Annotated in this window: 23 protein-coding genes; 8 read left to right on the top strand and 15 right to left on the bottom strand. The window is 72.9% G+C overall.

All coding sequences use genetic code 11. The features are described from left to right. Positions 1-125 precede the first annotated feature (125 nt). The 4 genes from ACQ393_RS07760 to ACQ393_RS07745 all read right to left on the bottom strand — a co-directional run bounded on the left by ACQ393_RS07760 (position 126) and on the right by ACQ393_RS07745 (position 4,361). Positions 126-1,802 carry a ribonuclease J gene (locus ACQ393_RS07760; protein ID WP_430646252.1) on the bottom strand — a complete coding sequence of 559 codons (1,677 nt, stop codon included), beginning with the start codon at positions 1,800-1,802 and terminating at the stop codon, positions 126-128. Between the two features lie 138 nt (positions 1,803-1,940). Then, on the bottom strand, positions 1,941-2,915 hold the full coding sequence (gene dapA / locus ACQ393_RS07755) for a 4-hydroxy-tetrahydrodipicolinate synthase (protein WP_430646251.1): 975 nt from the start codon (positions 2,913-2,915) through the stop codon (positions 1,941-1,943). Between the two features lie 73 nt (positions 2,916-2,988). After that, complete coding sequence (locus ACQ393_RS07750) at positions 2,989-3,516, bottom strand: dihydrofolate reductase (protein ID WP_430646250.1); 528 nt, start codon at positions 3,514-3,516, stop codon at positions 2,989-2,991. Next, positions 3,513-4,361 carry a thymidylate synthase gene (locus tag ACQ393_RS07745; RefSeq protein ID WP_430646249.1) on the bottom strand — a complete coding sequence of 283 codons (849 nt, stop codon included), beginning with the start codon at positions 4,359-4,361 and terminating at the stop codon, positions 3,513-3,515. Before ACQ393_RS07745 ends, ACQ393_RS07750 begins: the two co-directional genes overlap by 4 nt. Positions 4,362-4,441: 80 nt before the next feature. Between ACQ393_RS07745 and ACQ393_RS07740 the strand changes: the two genes are divergently transcribed. The 4 genes from ACQ393_RS07740 to ACQ393_RS07725 all read left to right on the top strand — a co-directional run bounded on the left by ACQ393_RS07740 (position 4,442) and on the right by ACQ393_RS07725 (position 6,870). Then, the gene (locus ACQ393_RS07740) at positions 4,442-4,945 is read left to right on the top strand and encodes a thioredoxin family protein (RefSeq protein ID WP_430646248.1); all 504 of its coding nucleotides are present in this window, start codon (positions 4,442-4,444) and stop codon (positions 4,943-4,945) included. Next, positions 4,926-5,447, top strand: coding sequence for a DUF4395 domain-containing protein (locus ACQ393_RS07735; protein WP_430646247.1), 522 nt, complete (start codon positions 4,926-4,928; stop codon positions 5,445-5,447). The genes ACQ393_RS07740 and ACQ393_RS07735 overlap by 20 nt, the downstream gene beginning before the upstream one ends. An 89-nt stretch (positions 5,448-5,536) precedes the next feature. Then, complete coding sequence (locus ACQ393_RS07730) at positions 5,537-5,962, top strand: OsmC family peroxiredoxin (protein WP_430646246.1); 426 nt, start codon at positions 5,537-5,539, stop codon at positions 5,960-5,962. Positions 5,963-5,964: 2 nt separating this feature from the next. Then, positions 5,965-6,870 (top strand): TIGR01777 family oxidoreductase, encoded by a 906-nt coding sequence (locus ACQ393_RS07725; RefSeq protein WP_430646245.1) that lies wholly within the window; start codon positions 5,965-5,967, stop codon positions 6,868-6,870. On the opposite strand, the gene ACQ393_RS07720 is transcribed toward ACQ393_RS07725, so the two are convergent. Both ACQ393_RS07720 and dapB read right to left on the bottom strand, forming a co-directional pair. Then, complete coding sequence (locus ACQ393_RS07720; protein ID WP_430646244.1) at positions 6,842-7,285, bottom strand: tetratricopeptide repeat protein; 444 nt, start codon at positions 7,283-7,285, stop codon at positions 6,842-6,844. The two genes, ACQ393_RS07725 and ACQ393_RS07720, sit on opposite strands and share 29 nt — an antisense overlap. Continuing rightward, positions 7,282-8,031, bottom strand: a complete 750-nt coding sequence (gene dapB / locus ACQ393_RS07715; RefSeq protein ID WP_430646243.1) for a 4-hydroxy-tetrahydrodipicolinate reductase — start codon at positions 8,029-8,031, stop codon at positions 7,282-7,284. Before dapB ends, ACQ393_RS07720 begins: the two co-directional genes overlap by 4 nt. Positions 8,032-8,115: 84 nt before the next feature. Between dapB and ACQ393_RS07710 the strand changes: the two genes are divergently transcribed. Then, entirely contained in the window at positions 8,116-8,607 is a 492-nt protein-coding gene (locus ACQ393_RS07710; RefSeq protein ID WP_430646242.1) for a GNAT family N-acetyltransferase, read from the top strand. Between the two features lie 60 nt (positions 8,608-8,667). Here the strand turns inward: ACQ393_RS07710 and ACQ393_RS07705 are convergent, their stop codons facing one another. From ACQ393_RS07705 to ACQ393_RS07695, 3 genes are read right to left on the bottom strand one after another with little or no spacing between them, the layout of a single operon-like run. Then, positions 8,668-9,273: a histidine phosphatase family protein gene (locus ACQ393_RS07705; RefSeq protein WP_430646241.1), complete on the bottom strand. Its 606-nt coding sequence runs from the start codon at positions 9,271-9,273 to the stop codon at positions 8,668-8,670. Between the two features lie 27 nt (positions 9,274-9,300). Further along, complete coding sequence (locus ACQ393_RS07700) at positions 9,301-10,686, bottom strand: M16 family metallopeptidase (RefSeq protein ID WP_430646240.1); 1,386 nt, start codon at positions 10,684-10,686, stop codon at positions 9,301-9,303. A gap of 60 nt (positions 10,687-10,746) precedes the next feature. Then, positions 10,747-11,850, bottom strand: a complete 1,104-nt coding sequence (locus tag ACQ393_RS07695) for an aldo/keto reductase (RefSeq protein WP_430646239.1) — start codon at positions 11,848-11,850, stop codon at positions 10,747-10,749. Between the two features lie 216 nt (positions 11,851-12,066). On the opposite strand from ACQ393_RS07695, the gene ACQ393_RS07690 reads away from it, so the two are divergent. After that, the gene (locus ACQ393_RS07690) at positions 12,067-13,032 is read left to right on the top strand and encodes an ABC transporter ATP-binding protein (protein ID WP_430646238.1); all 966 of its coding nucleotides are present in this window, start codon (positions 12,067-12,069) and stop codon (positions 13,030-13,032) included. Next, positions 13,029-13,826, top strand: a complete 798-nt coding sequence (locus ACQ393_RS07685; protein ID WP_430646237.1) for an ABC transporter permease subunit — start codon at positions 13,029-13,031, stop codon at positions 13,824-13,826. Before ACQ393_RS07690 ends, ACQ393_RS07685 begins: the two co-directional genes overlap by 4 nt. Before the next feature lie 34 nt (positions 13,827-13,860). Here the strand turns inward: ACQ393_RS07685 and ACQ393_RS07680 are convergent, their stop codons facing one another. Beyond that, complete coding sequence (locus ACQ393_RS07680) at positions 13,861-14,838, bottom strand: cytochrome b/b6 domain-containing protein (RefSeq protein ID WP_430646236.1); 978 nt, start codon at positions 14,836-14,838, stop codon at positions 13,861-13,863. Here ACQ393_RS07680 and ACQ393_RS07675 point away from each other — a divergent pair. Further along, the gene (locus ACQ393_RS07675; protein ID WP_430646235.1) at positions 14,828-15,472 is read left to right on the top strand and encodes a hypothetical protein; all 645 of its coding nucleotides are present in this window, start codon (positions 14,828-14,830) and stop codon (positions 15,470-15,472) included. The two genes, ACQ393_RS07680 and ACQ393_RS07675, sit on opposite strands and share 11 nt — an antisense overlap. 107 nt (positions 15,473-15,579) lie before the next feature. Here ACQ393_RS07675 and ACQ393_RS07670 read toward each other — a convergent pair whose 3' ends face one another. The 5 genes from ACQ393_RS07670 to ACQ393_RS07650 are packed head-to-tail and all read right to left on the bottom strand — an operon-like array spanning position 15,580 to position 19,941. After that, positions 15,580-16,566, bottom strand: coding sequence for an electron transfer flavoprotein subunit alpha/FixB family protein (locus tag ACQ393_RS07670; protein ID WP_430646234.1), 987 nt, complete (start codon positions 16,564-16,566; stop codon positions 15,580-15,582). A gap of 10 nt (positions 16,567-16,576) precedes the next feature. Further along, entirely contained in the window at positions 16,577-17,353 is a 777-nt protein-coding gene (locus ACQ393_RS07665) for an electron transfer flavoprotein subunit beta/FixA family protein (RefSeq protein WP_430646233.1), read from the bottom strand. A 52-nt stretch (positions 17,354-17,405) separates the two neighbouring features. Further along, a complete protein-coding gene (locus tag ACQ393_RS07660) occupies positions 17,406-18,230 on the bottom strand; it encodes an HpcH/HpaI aldolase/citrate lyase family protein (protein ID WP_430646232.1) in 825 nt (274 codons plus the stop codon). Beyond that, on the bottom strand, positions 18,227-18,748 hold the full coding sequence (locus ACQ393_RS07655) for a MaoC family dehydratase (protein ID WP_430646231.1): 522 nt from the start codon (positions 18,746-18,748) through the stop codon (positions 18,227-18,229). The genes ACQ393_RS07660 and ACQ393_RS07655 overlap by 4 nt, the downstream gene beginning before the upstream one ends. A gap of 29 nt (positions 18,749-18,777) precedes the next feature. Next, positions 18,778-19,941, bottom strand: a complete 1,164-nt coding sequence (locus tag ACQ393_RS07650) for an acyl-CoA dehydrogenase family protein (protein ID WP_430646230.1) — start codon at positions 19,939-19,941, stop codon at positions 18,778-18,780. Positions 19,942-19,949 lie beyond the last annotated feature (8 nt).

Genomic DNA, 19,949 nt, shown 5'->3' with positions numbered 1-19,949 from the left:
GCCGCGTTACGGCGGTGTTTCCCACGACGGATGCCGCGGCATCCGTCACCCGGACGCCGGTCCGGCCGGCGCCCGCCAGGCGCGGTTGAGCGGCCGGTGCCGCCGGCGCGGCCGACCCTCGCGGCCTACGCCTCGATGACGAGCGGCACGAGCATCGGGCGGCGCCGCAGGCGCCGGTTCACCCAGCTGCCGACCGTCCGGCGCACCGTCTGCTGCAGCGCGTGCGGGTCGCGGACGCCGTGGTGCGCGGCGTCCGCGAGGGCGGCGACGATCTTGGGCTTCACGTCCTCGAACACCGCGTCGTCCTCCGCGAAGCCGCGCGCGTGGATCTCGGGGCCGACGATGACGCGACCGGTCGAGGCGTCCACCACGACGATGACCGAGATGAAACCCTCCTCGCCGAGGATCCGGCGGTCCTTCAGGTCGGCGTCCGTGATCTCGCCGACCGTCGAACCGTCGACGTAGACGAAGCCCAGGTCGAGCTGGCCGGCGACCCTCACCTCGCCGTCGCGGAGGTCGAGCACGGTGCCGTTCTCGGCGAGGAACGTGCGCTCCGCCGGGATGCCGGTGTCCTGTGCGAGGCGCGCGTTCGCGACCAGGTGCCGGTACTCGCCGTGCACCGGCAGGACGTTCCGCGGCTGCAGGATGTTGTAGCAGTACAGCAATTCACCGGCGGCCGCGTGGCCCGAGACGTGCACCTTCGCGTTGCCCTTGTGCACGACGTTCGCGCCGAGCTTCGTGAGGCCGTCGATCACGCGGTACACCGCGTTCTCGTTGCCCGGGATGAGGCTCGAGGCGAGGATGACCGTGTCGCCCTCGCCGATCTCGATCTGGTGGTCGCGGTTCGCCATGCGGCTGAGCACGGCCATGGGCTCGCCCTGCGAGCCCGTCGACATGTACACGATCCTGTCGTCGGGGATGTCGCCGGCCTTCTTGAAGTCGACGAGCACGCCCTCTGGCACGTCGAGGTAGCCGAGGTCGGCCGCGATGGTCATGTTGCGCACCATGCTGCGGCCGAGGAGCGCGACCCGGCGACCGTTCTGGTGCGCGGCGTGCAGCACCTGCTGCACGCGGTGCACGTGGCTCGAGAAGCTCGCCACGATGACGCGCCGCGGCGAGCGCGCGATGACCTCGTCGAGCACGGGCCCGATCGCCCGCTCGAGCGGTGTGAAGCCGGGGACGTCGGCGTTCGTCGAGTCGACGAGGAACAGGTCGACGCCCTCCTGGCCGAGGCGCGCGAACTCGCGGAGGTCCGTGAGGCGGCCGTCGAGCGGCAGCTGGTCCATCTTGAAGTCGCCGGTGGCGAGCACCGTTCCCGCCGCGGTGCGGATCGCGACCGCGAGCGCGTCGGGGATGGAATGGTTCACCGCCACGAACTCGAGCTCGAACGGCCCGAGCTTCTCGGTCTGCCCCTCCTTCACGGTGAGGCTGTACGGCGCGATGCGGTGCTCCTTGAGCTTCGCCTCGACGAGGGCGAGCGTGAGCTGCGAGCCCACGAGCGGGATGTCGGCGCGCAGCTTGAGCAGGTACGGCACGGCGCCGATGTGGTCCTCGTGCCCGTGCGTGAGCACCACGGCGACCACGTCGTCGAGGCGCTCCCTGAGGAAGCCGAAGTCGGGCAGGATCAGGTCGACGCCCGGCTGGTGCTCCTCGGGGAAGAGCACGCCGCAGTCGACGATCAGCAGCTTGCCGTCGATCTCGAAGCAGGTCATGTTGCGGCCGACCTCGCCGAGGCCGCCGACCGGGATGACGCGGAGCGTCCCCGGCTCGAGCGGTGCGGGGTCGATGATCTCGTCGGGCATGCGCCCTCCTCACGTTGCGGTGTTCAGTTCGGTGCGACCCTCGTGGTCGCGGATGTCTCGGTCCGGGGATTCCGGTCGGATGCCCGTCGCCTCGTGGCCGCCCCTGCGTTCGGCGGCCCGCCGCGGCATCCGTCGCCCTCAGCGCGTCGTGCCGGCCACCTTCGGGAGGGCGCCGCCGGCGGCGGCGTTGCGGTCGGGACGGAAGTTGTGGAAGTCCACGCCGGGGATGCCCTGCACGAGGTCGATCTCGTCCTCGATGAGCGCGGCCTCCCACTCCTCCGGGCCGACGAGCGGAAGGCGCACGCGCGGGCTGCCGATGCGGCCGAGGCCGTGCAGGATGTACTTCGCCGCGACCGTCCCGGGCACGTGCGTCATCACGGCGCGCACGAGCGGCTCGAGCCGCCGGTGCTCGGCGGTCGCGGTCGTCAGGTCCCCGCGGTTCACGGCGTCGACGATGGTGCGGTACGGGGCGGGCGCGATGTTCGCCGTCACGCCGATGAGACCCGTCGCCCCGATCGCCAAGTGCGGCAGCACGTTCGCATCGTCGCCGGAGAAGTACATGAGATCGGTCTGGTTCAGCACGCGGCTGACCTCGCTGAAGTCGCCCTTGGCGTCCTTGATGGCGAGGATGTTCGGGTGCTTGGCGAGCCGGAGGATGGTCTCGTACGTGATCGGCACGCCCGTGCGGCCCGGGATGTCGTAGAGGATCACGGGCAGGTCGGTGGCATCCGCCACCAGTCGGAAGTGCGTGAGGATGCCCGCCTGCGTCGGCTTGTTGTAGTAGGGCGTGACGATCATGATGCCGTCGGCGCCGGCCTGCTCGCTGTGCTTGTACAGCTCGATCGCGTGCGCGGTCTCGTTCGAACCACCGCCCGTGATGATCTTCGCGCGGCCGGCCGCGACATCCTTGCCGACCTCGACGAGGCGGATCTTCTCATGGTCGGTGAGCGTCGACGTCTCACCCGTGGTGCCCGTGACGACGATGCCGTCGGCGCCCGCGGTGATCACGTCGTCGATGTGCTTCTCCACGGCCGGCCAATCGACCTCGCCGTCCGCCGTCATCGGCGTGACGAGCGCGACGAGCACCTGTCCGAAGGGATTCTCAGAAGTCACGTGCTCAAGGCTATCGCCACGCGCGACCGTGCCGTGTCCGCATCGCACCCACAGCCGCCTCGCAGCCTCCAGGTCAGCGGGCGAGGGTGAGGAAGCGGTGGCGGATGCCGGAGCGCGAGTCGTGCCATCCGTCGGCGGGATCGGCGGCGACGACGTGCCAGCCGGTGCGGTCGGGCGCGAAGGTGTCGCCGTCGACGTCGAGGTCGAGTTCGGTGACGACGAGCCGGTCGGCGAGGTCGATCGTCCGGGCGAAGAGCTCGGCGCCGCCGATCACCCAGACGCGGTCGTCGGCGTCGGATGCCGCGAGCCCGAGCGCCTCGTCGACGGAGGCCGCGCGCACCGCGCCGTCGCCGTGCCAGTCGGCCTGCCGGGTGACGACGATGTTCGCCCGCCCCGGCAGGGGGCGGAACCGCGGCGGCAACGAGTCCCAGGTCCGCCGGCCCATGACGACGGGCGCACCGTGGGTCGTGCGCTTGAAGTGCGCCAGGTCTTCGGGGACGTGCCACGGCATGCCGCCCGCGGCGCCGATCACTCCCCCGCGCGCCTCCGCCCAGATGAGGCCGATCCGCGGGGCGTCATCGTTGTCGAACGCGTCGCTCATACGGCGACGGCCGCGCGGATCGCGGGGTGGTGCTCGTACCCGACGACCTCGAAGTCCTCGAAGCGGTAGTCGTCGATCGAGTCGGGTCGACGCCCGATGCGGAGCGTGGGATACGGGAAGGGCTCCCGGGTCAGCTGCTCGGTGACCTGCTCGACGTGGTTGTCGTAGATGTGGCAGTCGCCGCCGGTCCAGACGAAGTCGCCGACCTCGAGTCCGGCCTGCTGCGCGACCAGGTGCGTGAGCAGCGCGTAGGAGGCGATGTTGAACGGCACGCCGAGGAAGAGGTCCGCACTGCGCTGGTACAACTGGCACGACAGTCGCCCGTCGGCCACGTGGAACTGGAACAGCGCGTGGCACGGCGCGAGCGCCATGTCCGGGATGTCGGCCGGGTTCCACGCCGAGACGATGAGCCGGCGCGAGTCGGGGTTCGTGCGGATCTGCTCGATGACCTGCGCGACCTGGTCGATCTGCTCGCCCGACGGGGTCGGCCAGCTGCGCCACTGCACGCCGTAGACGGGACCGAGGTCGCCCGAGGCATCCGCCCATTCGTCCCAGATGCTCACACCGTGCTCCTGCAACCATCCGACGTTCGAGTCGCCGCGGAGGAACCACAGCAGCTCGTACGCGATGGACTTGAAGTGCACGCGCTTCGTCGTCACGAGCGGGAAGCCCTGCGACAGGTCGAAGCGGATCTGGCGGCCGAAGATGCTGCGCGTGCCGGTCCCCGTCCGGTCGGACTTCGGCGTGCCGTGCTCGAGCACGTCGCGGAGCAGGTCTTCGTACGGAGTCGGGATCGCGCTGGCCACGGCGTCAAGGCTACGCCGCCACGGGCGACGGGCGGGCATGACAGGCGGGCGGATGCCGCGCACGTCACCCGGCGTCACACGAGGTGACCCCGCCGGACCGCGGACGTAGCCTGCGGAACATGGAGCTCGCGCCCGCCCTCGCCGTCGGCATCGGCCTGCCTGCGGTCGCGCTCGTGATCGGGCTGGTGTGGCGGGCGCGCACCGGTCGCGTGCAGCGCCTCGGCGGTGCCTCGGGCATTCCCGCCGGCGCGGCGTCGGCGATCCGGCCGGGCGCGACACCTGCGCGCTCCGACGCGGAGCGCCTCCAGCTCGAGCCCGCCGCGCTCGGCGACGGAGCGACGCTCGTGCAGTTCTCGACCGAGTACTGCAGTCGTTGCCCCGGAACGGCACGCGCCCTCGTCGAGCTCGCGTCGGAGTACGACGGGGTGCGGCACGTGGAGATCGACCTCACGCACCGGGCCGACCTGGCCGACGCGTTCCGCGTGACCCAGACGCCGACCGTGCTGGTCCTCGACCCGTCGGGGCGCGCGGTCGCGCGCATCGCCGGCGTGCCCCGCATCGACGAGCTCCGCGACGAACTCGACACCACCACCGGGAGGTCCCGTGCCATCCACCCCGTCTGAGTCCGGTTCCTCCGAGTCCGGTTCGTCCGAGTCCACCGCAGCCGATGCGGCCCAGCGCCGTCCCGGCATCGATCCGCGGGGCCCGCGCTTCTCGGCCGGGATCACCGCCGTGCTGCTCCTCGCCGCGGTCGTGCTCGCCGTCGGCGGCCTCGCGCAGGCGGCACTGGTGCTGCTGACCGCCCTCGCCGTGCTCTTCGCCTGGGCCGCCGCCGCCGGCGTGGCCCGGCACCCGTTCGGACTCGTGTTCCGCCACCTCGTCCGGCCGCGGCTCGCGCCGCCCTCGGAGCCCGAGGACCCGCGCCCGCCGACCTTCGCCCAGCTCGTCGGCCTCGTCGTCACGGCGATCGGGGTCGTGCTCGGCATCCTCGGCCTGCCGGCGGCGGTGCCGATCGCCGCCGCGGCGGCGTTCATCGCCGCCTTCCTCAACGCGGCGTTCGGGTACTGCCTCGGCTGCCGGCTGTACCTGCTGCTCGTGCGCGCCCGGATGATCCGGACTGCCTGAGGCGGCACGGGCGACGCGCACCCCGGCGCGACTGCCGGACGCGGCATCCGCTCGATAGGCTGGGACCCCGGCTCGAGGAGGAGGACCCATTGGCACTGACGAGCGAAGCGACCACGGTCTGGACGGGAAGCCTGTTCGAGGGGTCGGGCACGACGCGCCTCGATTCGTCGAAGCGGGGCGAGTTCGCCGTCGACTGGAAGGCCCGCACCGAGGGCGAGGCCGGGACGACCAACCCCGAGGAGCTGCTCGGCGCCGCGCACTCCGCGTGCTTCTCGATGGCCCTGTCGAACATCCTCGCGAAGGCCGGTCACACGCCCGAGAGCATCCAGACCACGGCGGCCGTGACCTTCCAGCCCGGTGAGGGCGTCACCGGCAGCCACCTGCTCGTGAGTGCGCGCGTGCCCGGCATCACCGAGGCCGAGTTCGAGGCGTTCGCCGACGACGCCAAGGCGAACTGCCCGATCTCGAAGGCGCTCGCCGGCATCCCGATCACGATCGAGGCGGAGCTCGCGTAGCGGTGCGGATCCTCGTCGCCGGCGCATCCGGCTTCATCGGTACGGCGGTCCGGGACCGCCTGGTCGCCGACGGGCACGACGTGGTCCGCCTCGTGCGACGACGCGCGCAGGCGGCCGACGAGGTGAGCTGGTCGCCGTCGTCGGGGATCATCGACTTCACGGTGATGGACCGCGTCGACGCCGTGCTGAACCTCTCGGGCGCCTCGCTCGCCCGACTGCCGTGGACGCGACGCTATCGGGACGAGATCCTCGAGTCCCGGATCGCCGCCACCCGCACGCTCGCCGACGCCATGCGGAAGGCGCACGCGCCGCCGTCGACCTTCCTCAGCGCGTCCGCCGTCGGCTACTACGGCGATCGGCCCGGCGAACTGCTCACCGAGCACTCGGCGGCGGGCACCGGCTTCCTCGCCGAGGTCGTGGCGCGCTGGGAGGCGGCCGCACAGCTCGCCCCCCACGGGACGCGCACCGTCGTCCTCCGCACCGGCATCGTCGTCGGCCGAGGCGGGGCGATGCAGCGCATCCGCGCCCTCACCACGTTCGGCGTCTCGGGACGTCTCGGCACCGGCGGCCAGCACTGGCCGTGGATCGCGCTGGAGGACGAGGTGGAGGCCATCGTGCACCTGCTCGGCTCGCACGTGTCCGGGCCGGTGAACCTGGTCGGACCGACCCCGGCCACCGCCGACCGCGTCATGGGAGCGCTCGCTGAGCGCATGCACCGGCCGTACGTGATCCCCGTGCCCGAGAAGCTGCTCGAGGCGGCGCTCGGCAAGGCCGCCGACGACCTGCTCCTCTCCAGCCAGAAGGTGCGACCGCAACGGCTCATCGACGACGGCTACCGGTTCCGGCACCCGAGCGTCGAGTCGGCGATCGACGCGATGCTCAGTCCCGAGCCCGCTCCAGTTCGATAGCCCGGCGCACGGCACGGCGCGCCCGTCGGCGGTCGCCCGCCGCGTCGTACGCGAGGCCGAGCCGGAGCCACGCCCGCCACGAGTCGGGTTCCGCCTCGACCGCCTCGCGGAACGCGGGGAACGCGGCATCCGCTTCACGGCGCTCGGGGCGCCCGCTCGGGCGGACCGGGATGCCCAGGTCGAGGGCGCCCTCGGCCTCGAGGCGTTCCACGAGCCGCTGGGAGCGGATCCCGAACGCGAACTCGCGCCAGATCGCCCATGCCGCGACGATCGGCAGGACGATGAGGGCGACGCCCATCGCGACCGCGACGGGCTCGCCGGTGAGCACGAACTGCACGGCGCGCCATCCGACGAGCGCGACGTAGAGGGCCAGCAGCGCCGCCATGACGACGGCGCCGACCTTCGCGCCGCTCATCGGTCGCCGGGGAGCTCGAGCCCGAGCAGCGCGTCGAGGCCGACGGTGACGCCCTCGGTCGACGCAGCGCGGCGGAGCGCGAGGAGGATGCCGGCCTCGTAAGCCGTCGGGGCGATCGTGGAGTGCGTGATCTGCAGGCTCTCCCCCGGCCCGCCGAGCACGACGCGCTGGTCGGCGAGGACGCCGTCCATGCGGAGGCTGTGGATGGGGACGCCCGAGACCAGCTGCCCGCGGGCTCGCTGGTCGGCGTGCGGTGCCGAGACCGGTCCGAGCTCGCCGCGTGCGGCGGCGATGAGCTCGGCGGTCCGCACCGCGGTGCCCGACGGCGAGTCGACCTTGCCCGCGTGGTGCGCCTCGACGATCTCGATCGAGTCGAAGTGCCGGGCGGCGAACGCCGCGAACGCGGACCCGAGCACGCTGCCGATCGAGAAGTTCGGTACGAAGATCACCCCCGACGTGGCATCCGCCTCACGGAGACGGGTCTCGACCTCGGCGATGCGCTCGCGCGACCAGCCGGACGTGCCGACGACGACCGAGGCGCCCGCCTCGATCGCGGCCTCGACGATCGCCGCGCTCGCGGCGGGGTGCGTGACGTCGAGCACGACGTCGGCGCCCGCGAGCTCCTCGAGGCTGGAGGACGAATCGAGCCCCGAGTGGAGCTCGAGGTCGTCGGCCTCGTCGATCAGCCGGGTCGCGAGGCGCCCCATCTTCCCCGTCGCGCCAGCCACCGCCACCGTGATCGTCACGACGTTCACCCTAGCAACCGGGGCGGGGGCGCCCCGCGGTCGAGCGGCGACGGATGGCGCGCGAGCGCGCCGTAGGCTGGGCGCATGCTCCGCTTCCGCGACGCCGCCGTGACCGACCCCGACGCGAACCGGCTGATCGGCGACTACTTCGCCGAGCGGGCCGCGGGCTTCCCGCCCGAGCAGGGCGAGTACCGTCCGACCTGGCCGGTCGACGAGCAGTTCGCACCCCCGGCCGGGGTCTTCGTCGTCGTCGAGGACGAGTCGGGCGCAGCGGTCGGATGCGGCGGGGTGCGGCGGATCCCACCGTCGGCCGAGGGGCACGTGCGGTACGAGGTCAAGCACCTCTGGCTCGCGCCGGCCGCCCGCGGCCAGGGCGGGGGCCGAGCGCTGCTCGAGGAGCTCGAGCGCCGTGCGGTCGCGTTCGGCGCCGAGGAGCTCGTGCTCGACACGAACGCGAGCCTGGCCGCCGCCGGCGGCCTCTACGCCGCGAGCGGCTACGTCGGCATCGAGCCCTACAACGACAACCCGAACGCCACGAACTGGTACGGCAAGCGGGTCGCTCGCGCGGCCGGCTGAGCCGGCTCCTCGGCGGCGCGACCCGGGCTCGGCCGGCGCCAGGGGCGGCGACCCGCGGCGTCAAAGCCCGTACGGCTCGGGAAGCCCCGTCCGCAGCTCGGGCGGGAGGTGCGCGAGGTCGTTGTGCACGACGAGGTTCCAGGGGCGGCCGGGCGCGCGCTGCGTGAGCACCGTGAGGCCGCAGTTGGCCTGGTTGATGGTCGCCCAGCGCCACTCGGGTGCGCCGAGCACCTCGCGCACGAACCATCCGATCACGAAGTTGTGGGTGATGAGGAGGTCGTGGCGGTCCTCGCGGTGCGAGCGGAGGAACTCGGCGTTCGCGTCGGCCATCTGCGCGCGGCCCGCCTCGAAGTCGAGCTCGGTGAACGAGCCGAAGAACGGGGCGTAGGCGGCGGGCGTCTCCGGGGCCGGGCCGGACGGCACGCAGTCGAAGAGCAGGGCCGACGGCTCGGGCTTCAGCGACGGGAGCTTGGCGGCGATGATGTCGGCCGTCTCGGCGGCACGCTGCAGGGGCGAGTGGTAGGCGGCATCGAACGGGATCCCGCCGAGGCGCTCCGCGAGCAGTTCGGCCTGGCGGCGCCCTCGCGGGGAGAGCGGTCCGTCGGGGAGGCCGTGCTCGGCGTCGAGCTGCTCGCCGTGGCGGACGAGGTAGAGGTGGTGGGGCACGTCGTGTCCTGTGGTCGGGCGTCGTCGTCAGGCGACGTCGGGTCGGGCGGCGGGCTGGTCGACGATCGAGCGGAAGGCGTGCTCGTCGACCGGGCCGACCGCGACGAGCGAGAACGGCCGGGCGGCCAGCTCTCCCGCGAGCGCTCGGACGTCGTCGGCGGTGACGCGTCCGACGCGGCGCAGGGCCTCGTCGAGGTCGGCGAATTCCCCCAGTGCGAGCTCGGCGCGGCCGAGTCGCGACATCCGCGTGTCGGAATCCTCGAGCGCGAGCGCAGAGGCGCCGCCGAGGTAGCCGATCGCGCGGGTGAGCTCGTCATCGGTGACGCCGTGGTGCGCGAGCCGCTCGAGCTCGGTGCGCATGAGCGCGGCCACGGTCGCGGCGTTCTTCGGCGCGCATCCGGCGTACATGCCGAACACCCCCGCGTCGGAGTACCCCGGTGCGAACGAGTAGACGGCGTAGGCGAGGCCGCGGCGTTCCCGGATCTGCTGGAACAGCCGCGACGACATGCCGCCGCCGAAGACGGTGTTGAGCACGCTCATCACGGCCCGTCGCTCGTCGGTCGCGACGAGGCCGGGCACGCCGAGCACGAGGTTCACCTGCTCGCCGGGCCGCTCGACCACGGCGAGCGGTGCGCGCCCGTCGACCAGGGCGAGCTCGGACGCGCGACGGTCGACCGGTGCGGCCTCGATGGAGAGGTCCCACCCGGCGGACTCGAGCGCCGACGAGAGCCGCGTCACGAGGTCGTCGTGGTCGACGGCGCCCGCCGCGGTCACGACGAGGTCGCGCGGGCGGTAGTTCGCGCGGTAGTGCTCGAGCACGGCGTCGCGGGTGGCGGCGCCGATCGTCCCCGCGTCGCCGCCGATCGGGCGGGCGAGCGGATGGGTGCCGAGCACGGCTTCGAAGAAGCGCTCGTTCGCGACATCCCCCGGATCGTCGCCGGCCATCGCGAGCTCTTCGAGGATCACGCCGCGCTCGCTCTCGAAGTCGTCGGGATCGAGCACGGACGAGGTGAACATGTCGGCGAGGACCTCGACGGCCATCGGCAGGTCCTTGTCCTGCACCTTGCCGTAGTAGCAGGTGTACTCCTTGGCGGTGACGGCGTTGTGCTCGCCGCCGACGGCGTCGAAGGAGATCGCGATGTCGAGGGCGCTCCGGGTCTCGGTGCCCTTGAACAGCAGGTGCTCGAGGAAGTGCGTGGAGCCGAACGTCGCCGGGTGGCCACTGTCGGAGGGGTGCTCGTCGCGCGACCCGACCGCGACCCAGAACCCGATCGTGGCGCTGCGGCTGCCGGGAACGTGCTCGGTGAGGACACGGATGCCGGACGGGAGGACGGAGCGGCGGACGAGCGTCTCACCGGCGGCGCGGAAGGTCAGTTCGGGCTCACCAAGCGGGAGTTCGACGGCGCCGTTCACGCTCCCCAGCCTATGTCACCCGGACGCGGCGCGAGCCCGGGCAGGGGCCCGGCGCGGCGCCTACGCCGACGCCCGATCGAGCTCGACGAGCTCGGACCGGTGCAGTACCAGCGAGCTCGCGGCGAGCAGCGCGTCGACCTGCTCGGGGCGGCTCACTCCCGCGATCGGCGCGACCACGGTGGGCCGTGCGAGCAGCCAGGCGATCGCGACGGTCGCGGGCACGGTCCCGTGCGCGCCGGCGACCTCGTCGAGCACCCGGAGCACGCGCAGGCCACGACGTCCGAGGTGACGCACCTGCCGCTCCCCGCGCGCATCGCGACGCGCATCGGCGCGCCGCCGGACGGCGCCGGCGAGGAACCCGTCGGCGAGCGCGACGTACGGCAGGACCGGCAGGTCCTGCGCGTGCGCGACCAGCTCGGTCGCCCCTTCGAACCCACGTCGCTCCATGAGGTTGTACCTGCTGGTCAGCGCCTGGAACCGGGGCAGGCCGTTGGCGGCGAGCACGCGGGCCTCGATGAGCCGCTCGGGCGCGAGGTCGGAGGCGCCGACCGCGAGCACCTTGCCGGCGGCGATGAGCGCGTCGACCGCGCCGAGGCTCTCCTCGAGCGGAACGTCGGGGTCGTCGCCGTGGAAGCACAGCAGGTCGATGCGATCGGTGCCGAGGCGTTCGAGCGAGGCGTCGACGGCCCGTGCGATCGCGGCCGGCGCGAGCCCGGCGTGGTCGGGGTGCCGACCGACCTTCGTCACGACCCGGACGCGATCGCGCGTGCCGCGCGAGCGCATCCATGCGCCGATGATGGTCTCGCTCCGGCCCGCGGCGTAGCTGTCGGCCGTGTCGATGAGGCTGCCGCCGAGTCCGGCGAACCGGTCGAGGATGTCGGCGCCGGCCTCGGCGTCGAGGGCGGAGCCGAACGCGCTCGTGCCGAGGACGAGCGGATGCGCGTGGAACCCGGTCTCGCCGATCGCGACGCGGACGGGCACGGCGATCGGCCCCGAATCCGCGTTCGTGGCGATCTCCTCGGTCACCGGACCGCTGCGGCGGGACACGTATTCCTCGTCGCGGCCCGGCGCGTCGACGATCTCGGCGACGCCCGCGCCGTGCTCGACGACGGCAGGCGGCCCCCCGGCACGTCTGCCTCCGTGCAGTGCGTGTCGTCCGCTCACGCGATCCTCCTCCCCAGGATTGGAGACGAGCGTATGTCAGGAATGAACCGGGTGGTTGAACATGACGACGAAGCGTTACGAAACCGTTGGTGAACACTCGGTGTCGCGCGTCCGCCGCAGCGGCCCGCGCGGTCGACGCAGGACGTCCGGCCCTTGTCGTGCGACCGCAGGCGCCCATACGGTGCTGCCCATGCGTTCAGCTCGCGGACGACGACGATGACCGGACCCGCGGTCAGCGCGCGCGGCCTCACCAAGCGCTACGGCGCCACCATCGCACTGCACGGCATCGACCTCGACATCCCGCGCGGCACCGTGTTCGGGATGATCGGGCCGAACGGCGCCGGCAAGACCACCACGATGCGCCTGCTCCTCGACATCATCCGCCCGACGGACGGCGAGCTCGTCGTGCTCGGCAGCTCGCCCCGCGGCGGCGGCGCCGCACTCCGTCGGCGCATCGGCTACCTCCCCGGCGAGCTGCACCTCGGGACGTGGGTGAAGGGCCGCGATCTGCTGAAGCACTACGCCGAGATCTCGGGCCCCGTGCGCGAGGGTGCGGTCGAGGAGCTCGCCGACCGGCTCGGCGTCGACCTCGGTCGGCCGGTGCGCAGCCTCTCCAAGGGCAACAAGCAGAAGATCGGCCTCATCCAGGCGTTCATGCACGAGCCCGAGCTGCTGGTGCTCGACGAACCGACGAGCGGCCTCGACCCCCTCGTGCAGCAGGAGTTCCACGCGATGCTGCACGAGGCGAAGGCGAAGGGCCAGACCGTGTTCCTCAGCTCGCACGTGCTGAGCGAGGTCCAGCAGACCGCACACGACATCGCCATCCTGAAGCAGGGGCGCATCGTCGAGCGGTCCACGGTCGCAGACCTCCGCGAGAACGCCGTGCGCCACGTCAAGCTCGTCGTGGCCGAGGCGGATGCCGCGTCGGCCCGCCGCACGCTCGACGATCTGCCGGGCGTGGCCGACGTGGCATCCGTGCCCAACGGTCTCGGGACGGTCGCGCTGTCGGCGCGGCTCGACTCGCACGTCGACGCGTTCGTGAAGGGGGTCTCGGGCCTGTCCGTCGTCGACCTCACCATCGAGGAGCCGGACCTCGAGGAGATGGTCCTCGCCTACTACGGGGCGGATGTCTCGGGCGCGACGCCCGACGACGAGGCCGAGGGAACGGGTCGAGGGCGATGAGCCGGCCGCTGCCGCTCTTCCGCCGGTCCATGGTCGACGGTTGGCGCGGGCTCCTCGGATGGAGCATCGGACTCGCCGCGGCCCTCGCGCTCTACCTGCCGATCTACCCGTCGTTCGGCGGGCAGAGCGAGATGCAGGCCCTCCTCGACTCGCTGCCGCCCGAGCTCATCAAGGCGTTGAACTACGACCAGATCGCCACGGGCGCGGGCTACGCGCAGGCGACGTTCTACGGCCTCATCGGCTTCGTGCTGGGTACGATCGCCGCGGTCGGCTGGGGCACGGACGCGATCGCGAACGACGAGGAGAACGGGCAGCTCGAGCTGACGCTCGCGCACGGCGTGATCCGCGGTCGGCTGATCGCCGAGCGGTCGGCGGCCGTGCTGCTGAAGCTGCTGTGGCTCGCCGCGCTGAGCGCGCTCGTCGTGCTGGCCTTGGACGAGCCCGCCGGACTCGGGATCGAGGTGGGCCCGCTCATGGCGATCAGCGTGGCGTGGTTCGGGCTCGTCGGCCTGAGCGCCGCCGCGGCGATCGCGGTCGGTGCCATGACGGGGCGGCGCGCCTGGGCGGCCGGCGCGGGCACCGGTGTCGCCGTGTACGCCTACGCGCTGAACGCCCTCGGCAACCAGAGCGAGGACCTCGCCTGGCTGAAGGACTGGTCGCCGTACGGATGGGCGTACGGGGATGCACCGCTGCAGGACGGGTGGAGCCCGATGCTGTGGTGGAACCTCGCCGCGATCGCGGCGCTGCTCCTCGTCGGCTGGCTCGTGTTCCGTCGCCGCGACGTGGGGGTCTGAGCGAGCGGATGCCGCGGCGCGCGCCCGACGTCGTCTATCGGCCGACTCGGCCGAAGAGGCCGGCGATCGGCGCGAGCACCGTCGGACGGGCGGCGACCCATGCCGCTGCGATGACCACGAGCGACGCGACGAAGATCCAGAAGCCCAGCCAGCCGTCGGCGTCCTGCGCCGCGTACATGTGGTTGAGGTTGCGCAGCGCCCCGGTCAGGAGGACGAGCGTCACGTGCACCACGATGAACCCGACGAAGTACAGCATGACCGGGAAGTGCACGGCGCGCGCCCACTCGACCGGGTAGATGCGATTGAGCGTCGCGGCGTCCTTCGGCCACAGCCCCGACATCCGCACGCCGGTGATCGCGGCGAGCGGTGCGGCGATGAAGACCGTGACGAAGTACGCGAGCACCTGGAGGCTGTTGTAGTTGACCCAGCCGTCCTCGAGCGGCCAGTCGAGCGAGAGGTACTGCAAGCCGGCCGACACCGCGTTCGGGACGACCTCCCAGCCGGTCGGCACGATCCGCATCCACTGCCCCGTGGCGAACAGGAGCACGACGAAGACGAGCCCGTTCGCGAACCACAGGAGGTCCAGCGACTGGTGGAACCACAGGGTCAGGCTGATCTTGCGGCCATCGGCGCGGCGCGGCGTCCAGGAGGCCGGCGGCCGCCGCTCGGTGCGCACCTGCAGGCCCGAGCGGATGATCAGCACGATGAGGAAGACGTTGAAGAAGTGCTGCCAGCCGAGCCAGGCGGGGAACCCGACGGGCGCGCCCTCGGGCAGGGGCGTCTCGCCGGGGTACGTCGCCATGAAGTCCTGCATGGACTCCAGCCCGAGGAACCACCGCGTGACCTGCACGACGATCGTCGCGGCGCCGATGATCGCGAGGACGCCGACGACGGAGGCTCCGACCCACTGCCTGGCGGTGAAGGCGCCGTACCGTGTCGGGGCCGCCTGCGGGGCGGTGCCGGAAGCGGCCGGCGCCGCGACGGGTGCGGAAGCGGCGGGCGTGGTGGACACGGAGGGTCGTGCGGGTGCCGCGGTCGATGCCGCCACGGGCGGGACCTCGCGGGGCGATTCCGGGGGCGGCCCGGCCGTGGCCGGCGGGGCGGATGCCGCGGCCGACGGCGCAGGCTCGGGCGCGGGCTGCGGGGCGGATGCCGCGGCCGACGGCGCAGGCTCGGGCGCGGGCGCGGACTCGACCGGCGCGGGCTCCGTGGCTGCGGCGGGGGCCACGGAGTCCGCCGTAGACGTCGCGGTCGACGCGGGCTCGGTGGGCTGGGCGACCGGTGCCGGACCCGACGGCGGCCACGGCGCTCCCCCGGCGACGCGCGGAAGTCCACGGCGCAGCCCGGCGCCGGACGGCGGCGCGGCGGCGGCATCCGTCGTCTCGACCGTCGGAGCCTGGAGTGCGGCCTCGACGTCCGGCCAGGGTTCGCCGCCCCTGGTCCGCGGCAACCCGCGTCGGATGCGCCGGTCGGTCCCACCCGTCGGGACGGCGGCGGGAGCCACGACGGGTGCGGACGACGACGCGACCGCCGTCGTCTCGGTCGCCGCAGTCTCGGTCGCCGTGGCGTCGGCCGGCGTCGCGGCGGCCGTGCCGGGCGCCGTCGTCGCCGGCGGCTCGGCGGCGGCGCCGCCGGCGCCGGCCTGAACGGTCGCCGCCGCGGCCGGATCGGGCGCGTCGCCGGCCGGCGGCCAGGGCTCGCCGCCGCGTCGCCGCGGCAGTCCCCGGCGCAGGTGCGCTGCAGCGGCCACGGGTCACCGCTTCCGTTCGGCGAGCGCGGCGATCAACTGCGGGACCACGGTGAAGACGTCGCCGACGACGCCGAAGTCGGCGACCTCGAAGATCGGCGCATCGGGGTCCTTGTTCACGGCGACGATGTGCTTGGCCGTCTGCATTCCCGCCTTGTGCTGGATCGCACCCGAGATGCCGAGTGCCACGTAGAGCTGCGGCGAGACCGAGACACCGGTCTGCCCGACCTGGTGGGTCGCGGGGACGTAGCCGGCGTCGACGGCCGCGCGCGACGCGCCGACGGCGGCGCCGAGTGCGTCGGCGAGCTCCTCGACGAGGGCGAACTGCTCCGCCGACCCGAGGCCGCGGCCACCGGAGACGACCCGCTTCGCGCCCCTCAGCTCGGGTCGGGCCGAGGCCTCCGTCACGGGCTCGACCGACTCGATGACGGCCGATGCCCTACCCGACGCGGCGACGTCGAGCTGCTGGAGCTCGACCGGCCGGGCCTCGGCACGCGCATCGACGGCGCCCTGCCGCACGGTCACGACGAGCGGGCCGAAGGTCGCGGCGGAGTCCACGTTGTACGCACCCCCGTAGACGGAGTGGTGGGCGACGACGCCCTCGTCGTCGCGCGAGACCCCGATCGCGTCCGCGGCGATGGGCGCGCCGGTTCGCGCGGCGAACCGGCCGGCGATGTCACGGCCGTCGATCGAGTTCGAGACGAGCACGGCCGCGGGCGCGACGAGTGCAGCGGCCGCGGCGAGCGCGTCGACCTGCGGGACCGTGAGCTCGGACTGCGTCGCAGGCGTCTCGACGGCGAGCACGCGTTCGGCGCCGAGCGCGGCGGCCTGCTCCGCGATCGACGGCGCGCCGCCCGGTGCGGTGACCGCGAGCGCGACGGGGGTGCCGATGCCCGCCGCGGCGGCGAGGAGGCCGGCCGCGCTGGGCGCGAGCTCGCCGGCCGGCGTCGCCTCGAGGAGCACGAGGATGGAGTCTGCGGGGTGGTCGGTCATCATCGTCCTCTCAGACCAGCCGGTTCTCGATCAGGAATTCCGCGATCCTCGACCCGCCGTCGCCCTCGTCGGTGATCTTGGTCCCCGCCGCGCGCGGCGGCTTCTCGGCGATCGCGGTCATGATCGACCAGGCAGCCGAGAGGTCCTCCGGATCGATCCCGAGGTCGGCGGCGCTCAACGTCTCGAACGGCTTCTTCTTGGCGGCCATGATGCCCTTGAAGTTCGGGAACCGGGCGTCGGGGAGTGCCTCCGTGATGGAGACGACCGCCGGCAGCGGCGCGCTCACGCGCATGGTCGCGCCGTCGGAGACTCGCGTGCCCGACACCGAGCCGTCGGCGATCTCGACGGACGAGAGGGCCGTCGCATTCGGCACCTCGAGCAGCTCGGCGAGCATCGCGGGGAGCACGCCGCCGCTGCCGTCGGTCGAGAGGTTCCCGGTGACGACGAGGTCGAAGCCGGTGCGCCGGATGGCGGCGGCGAGGGCGCGCGCGGTGAGACCCAGGTCCGCGGCGGCCAGGGCGGGGTCGGCGATGTGCACGGCCGACGCGGCTCCCATCGCGAGGCCCTTCCGGATCGTCGCGGCGGCGCCATCCGGTGCCATCGACATGACGACCACCTCGGTGTCGGCGTGCACGTCGGCGTACGCGAGCGCCACCTCGAGCGCGCGCTCGCCGATCTCGTCGAGCACGGCCTCGCTCGCGGCCCGGTCGGCGAGCCCGGTCTCGAGGTCGAGCTTCCGGTCCCCGTACGTGTCGGGGACCTCCTTGACGAGGACGATGATCTTCATCGAGCCCGAATCCTTTCCCTGGGCGGCGAGCGGGTCGCTCACCGGAATCCTGTCAGTCCCGCCCCGTGCGCCGCACGAGCGCCTCGGCCTGCCGCAGGAGCGGTGCGTCGACCATCTGCCCGCGGAAGGCGAACACGCCGTCGCGGTCGCGCACCGCCGCCTCAGCGAGGAGCGCCTGCGCCCACTCCCGTCGCTCGGGGCTCGGGGCGTACGCCGCCCTGACGACCTCCACCTGGCCCGGGTGCACGCATGCGGTCGCCGCGAAGCCGAGCGCGACCGCGTCCTCGGCCTCGGTGCGAAGGCCGTCGGCGTCGGCGAGGTCGAGGTGGACGGCGTCGATCGCCGCGACGCCGTGCGCGCCGGCCGCGAGCAGCACCTGGGACCTGGCGTGCCGCGCGACGTCACGGTACTGCCCGTCGGGGAAGCGGCTGGAGGCACCGCCGAGCGAGGCGACGAGGTCCTCCGCGCCCCACATGAGCGCGGACACGATGTCCACCGACGCGAGATCGGCCGCGGCCAGCACGCCCCGTGCGGTCTCGCACAGCGCGATCACGTCGAAGTCCTCGAGCGCCACCAGGTCGGCCGTGCCCTCGCACTTGGCGAGCATGACGGTGCGGTACGAGGTGCGCCGCAGCGCGGCGAGGTCGTCGGCGAAGTGCGGGGTGGACGCCGGGTTCACGCGCACGATCACGCGGGCGGGGTCGAGCGGATTCGCCACGAGCGATTCGCGGGCGGCCGACTTCGCGACCTCGGCGACGGCGTCCTCGAGGTCGAGGATGACCGCGTCGGCACGCTCCGCAGCCTTGGCGTAGCGGTCGGGCCGGTCGGCCGGGCAGAACAGCAGGGCGGGGCCGAAGGAGAACGGAGGATGCGTCATCCGCTCGCCTCGCCGTTCTCGCGCGCGTGCCGTTCGCCCGCCTCGCGGGTCCAGACGAGCATGGTGCGCGACGCCGTTGCGACGACCGCGCCGTCCTGGTTGCGGGCCGTGTGGCCGAGCACCACGATGCCCTCCCCCGGGCGCGTCGACGACAGCCGCTTCGACTCGACGACGCTCTCGCCGTAGAGCGTGTCGCCGACGAACACCGGGTTCGGGAATGCGACCGCCCCGAACCCGAGGTTCGCGACGAGCGTGCCCTGCGTGAGCTGGCCCACCGACTGGCCGACGAGGGTCGACAGCGTGAAGAGCGAGTTGACGAGGATGCGCCCGAACGGCTGGCGCGCCGACCACGCGGCGTCGAGGTGCAGCGGCTGCGGGTTCATCGTGAGCGTCGTGAACAGGACGTTGTCGGCCTCGGTCACCGTGCGGCCGGGCCGATGCAGGTAGCGCACGCCCTCCTCGAACTCCTCGAACCAGAGCCCGCGCTGTACGACCTCGCGCATCGCGGCATCCGTCATGACGCTCCTCCTCCCCGAGGCCCGTGCCCCTACGCCGCGAGCCCGAGCTCGCGCGCGATGACCATGAGCTGCACCTCGTTCGTGCCCTCGCCGATCTCGAGGATCTTCGAGTCACGGTAGTGCCTGGCCACGGTGGTCTCGTTCATGAAGCCCATGCCGCCGAAGATCTGGGTCGCGTCGCGGGCGTTCAGCATGGCGGCGTCGCTCGAGACGAGCTTGGCGATCGCGGCCTCCTTCTTGAACGGGAGGCCCGCGTCGGCGCGGCGGGCGGCGTCGTGCCAGGCGAGGCGGGCGGTGTGCACGCGCGCCTGCATGTTCGCGATGGTGAACGCGATGTACTGGTGGCTCGCGATGGGCACGCCGAAGACGTTGCGGGTCTTCGCGTAGGCCAACGCCTCGTCGAGGCATCCCTGCGCGGCGCCCGTCGCGAGAGCGGCGATCGCGATGCGGCCCTCATCGAGCGCGCGGAGGAAGTTGGCGAAGCCGCGTCCGCGCTCGCCGAGCAGGTTGCCGGCCGGCACCCGGACGTCGTCGAAGGTCAGCGGGTGGGTGTCGGAGGCGCGCCATCCGGACTTGTCGTAGCCCGGCCCGACGGTGAACCCGGGGGTGCCGTTCGGCACGATGATCGTCGACAGCTCCTTCGAGACGCTGCCGTCGGGGCGCGTGCGCTCCCCCGTCACCGCGGTGACCGTGACGAACCGGGTGATCGGCGTGCCCGAGTTGGTGATGAACTGCTTGGAGCCGTTGACGACCCACTGGTCGCCGTCGAGCACGGCCGTCGTCCGGGTGGCACCGGCGTCGGAGCCGGCCTCGGGCTCGGTGAGGCCGAAGCCGGCGAGTGCGCGCCCGGCCACGAGGTCGGGCAGGAACTCGGCCTTCTGCTCGTCGGTGCCGTGCCGGAAGATCGGCATGGCGCCGAGCCCGACCCCGGCCTCGAGCGTGATCGCGATCGACTGGTCCACGCGCGCGAGCGCCTCGATCGCGAGGCAGAGCGCCATGTAGTCGCCGCCCTGGCCCCCGACCTCCTCGGGGAAGGGCAGGCCGAACAGCCCGAGCTCGCCCATCTGCGCCACGACGTCCATCGAGAGCTCGTGCGTGCGGTCGGCCTCGTAGGCCTGCGGCGCGACGACGGTGTCGGCGAACTCGCAGACCATGTCGTACAGCTGCTGTTCCTCGTCGGTCAGGTCGTGCATGGTGCTCC

This window comes from Agromyces sp. GXS1127, assembly GCF_050565425.1.
Lineage (GTDB): Bacteria > Actinomycetota > Actinomycetes > Actinomycetales > Microbacteriaceae > Agromyces.
This window is presented reverse-complemented; position numbering and strand designations above follow the sequence as displayed.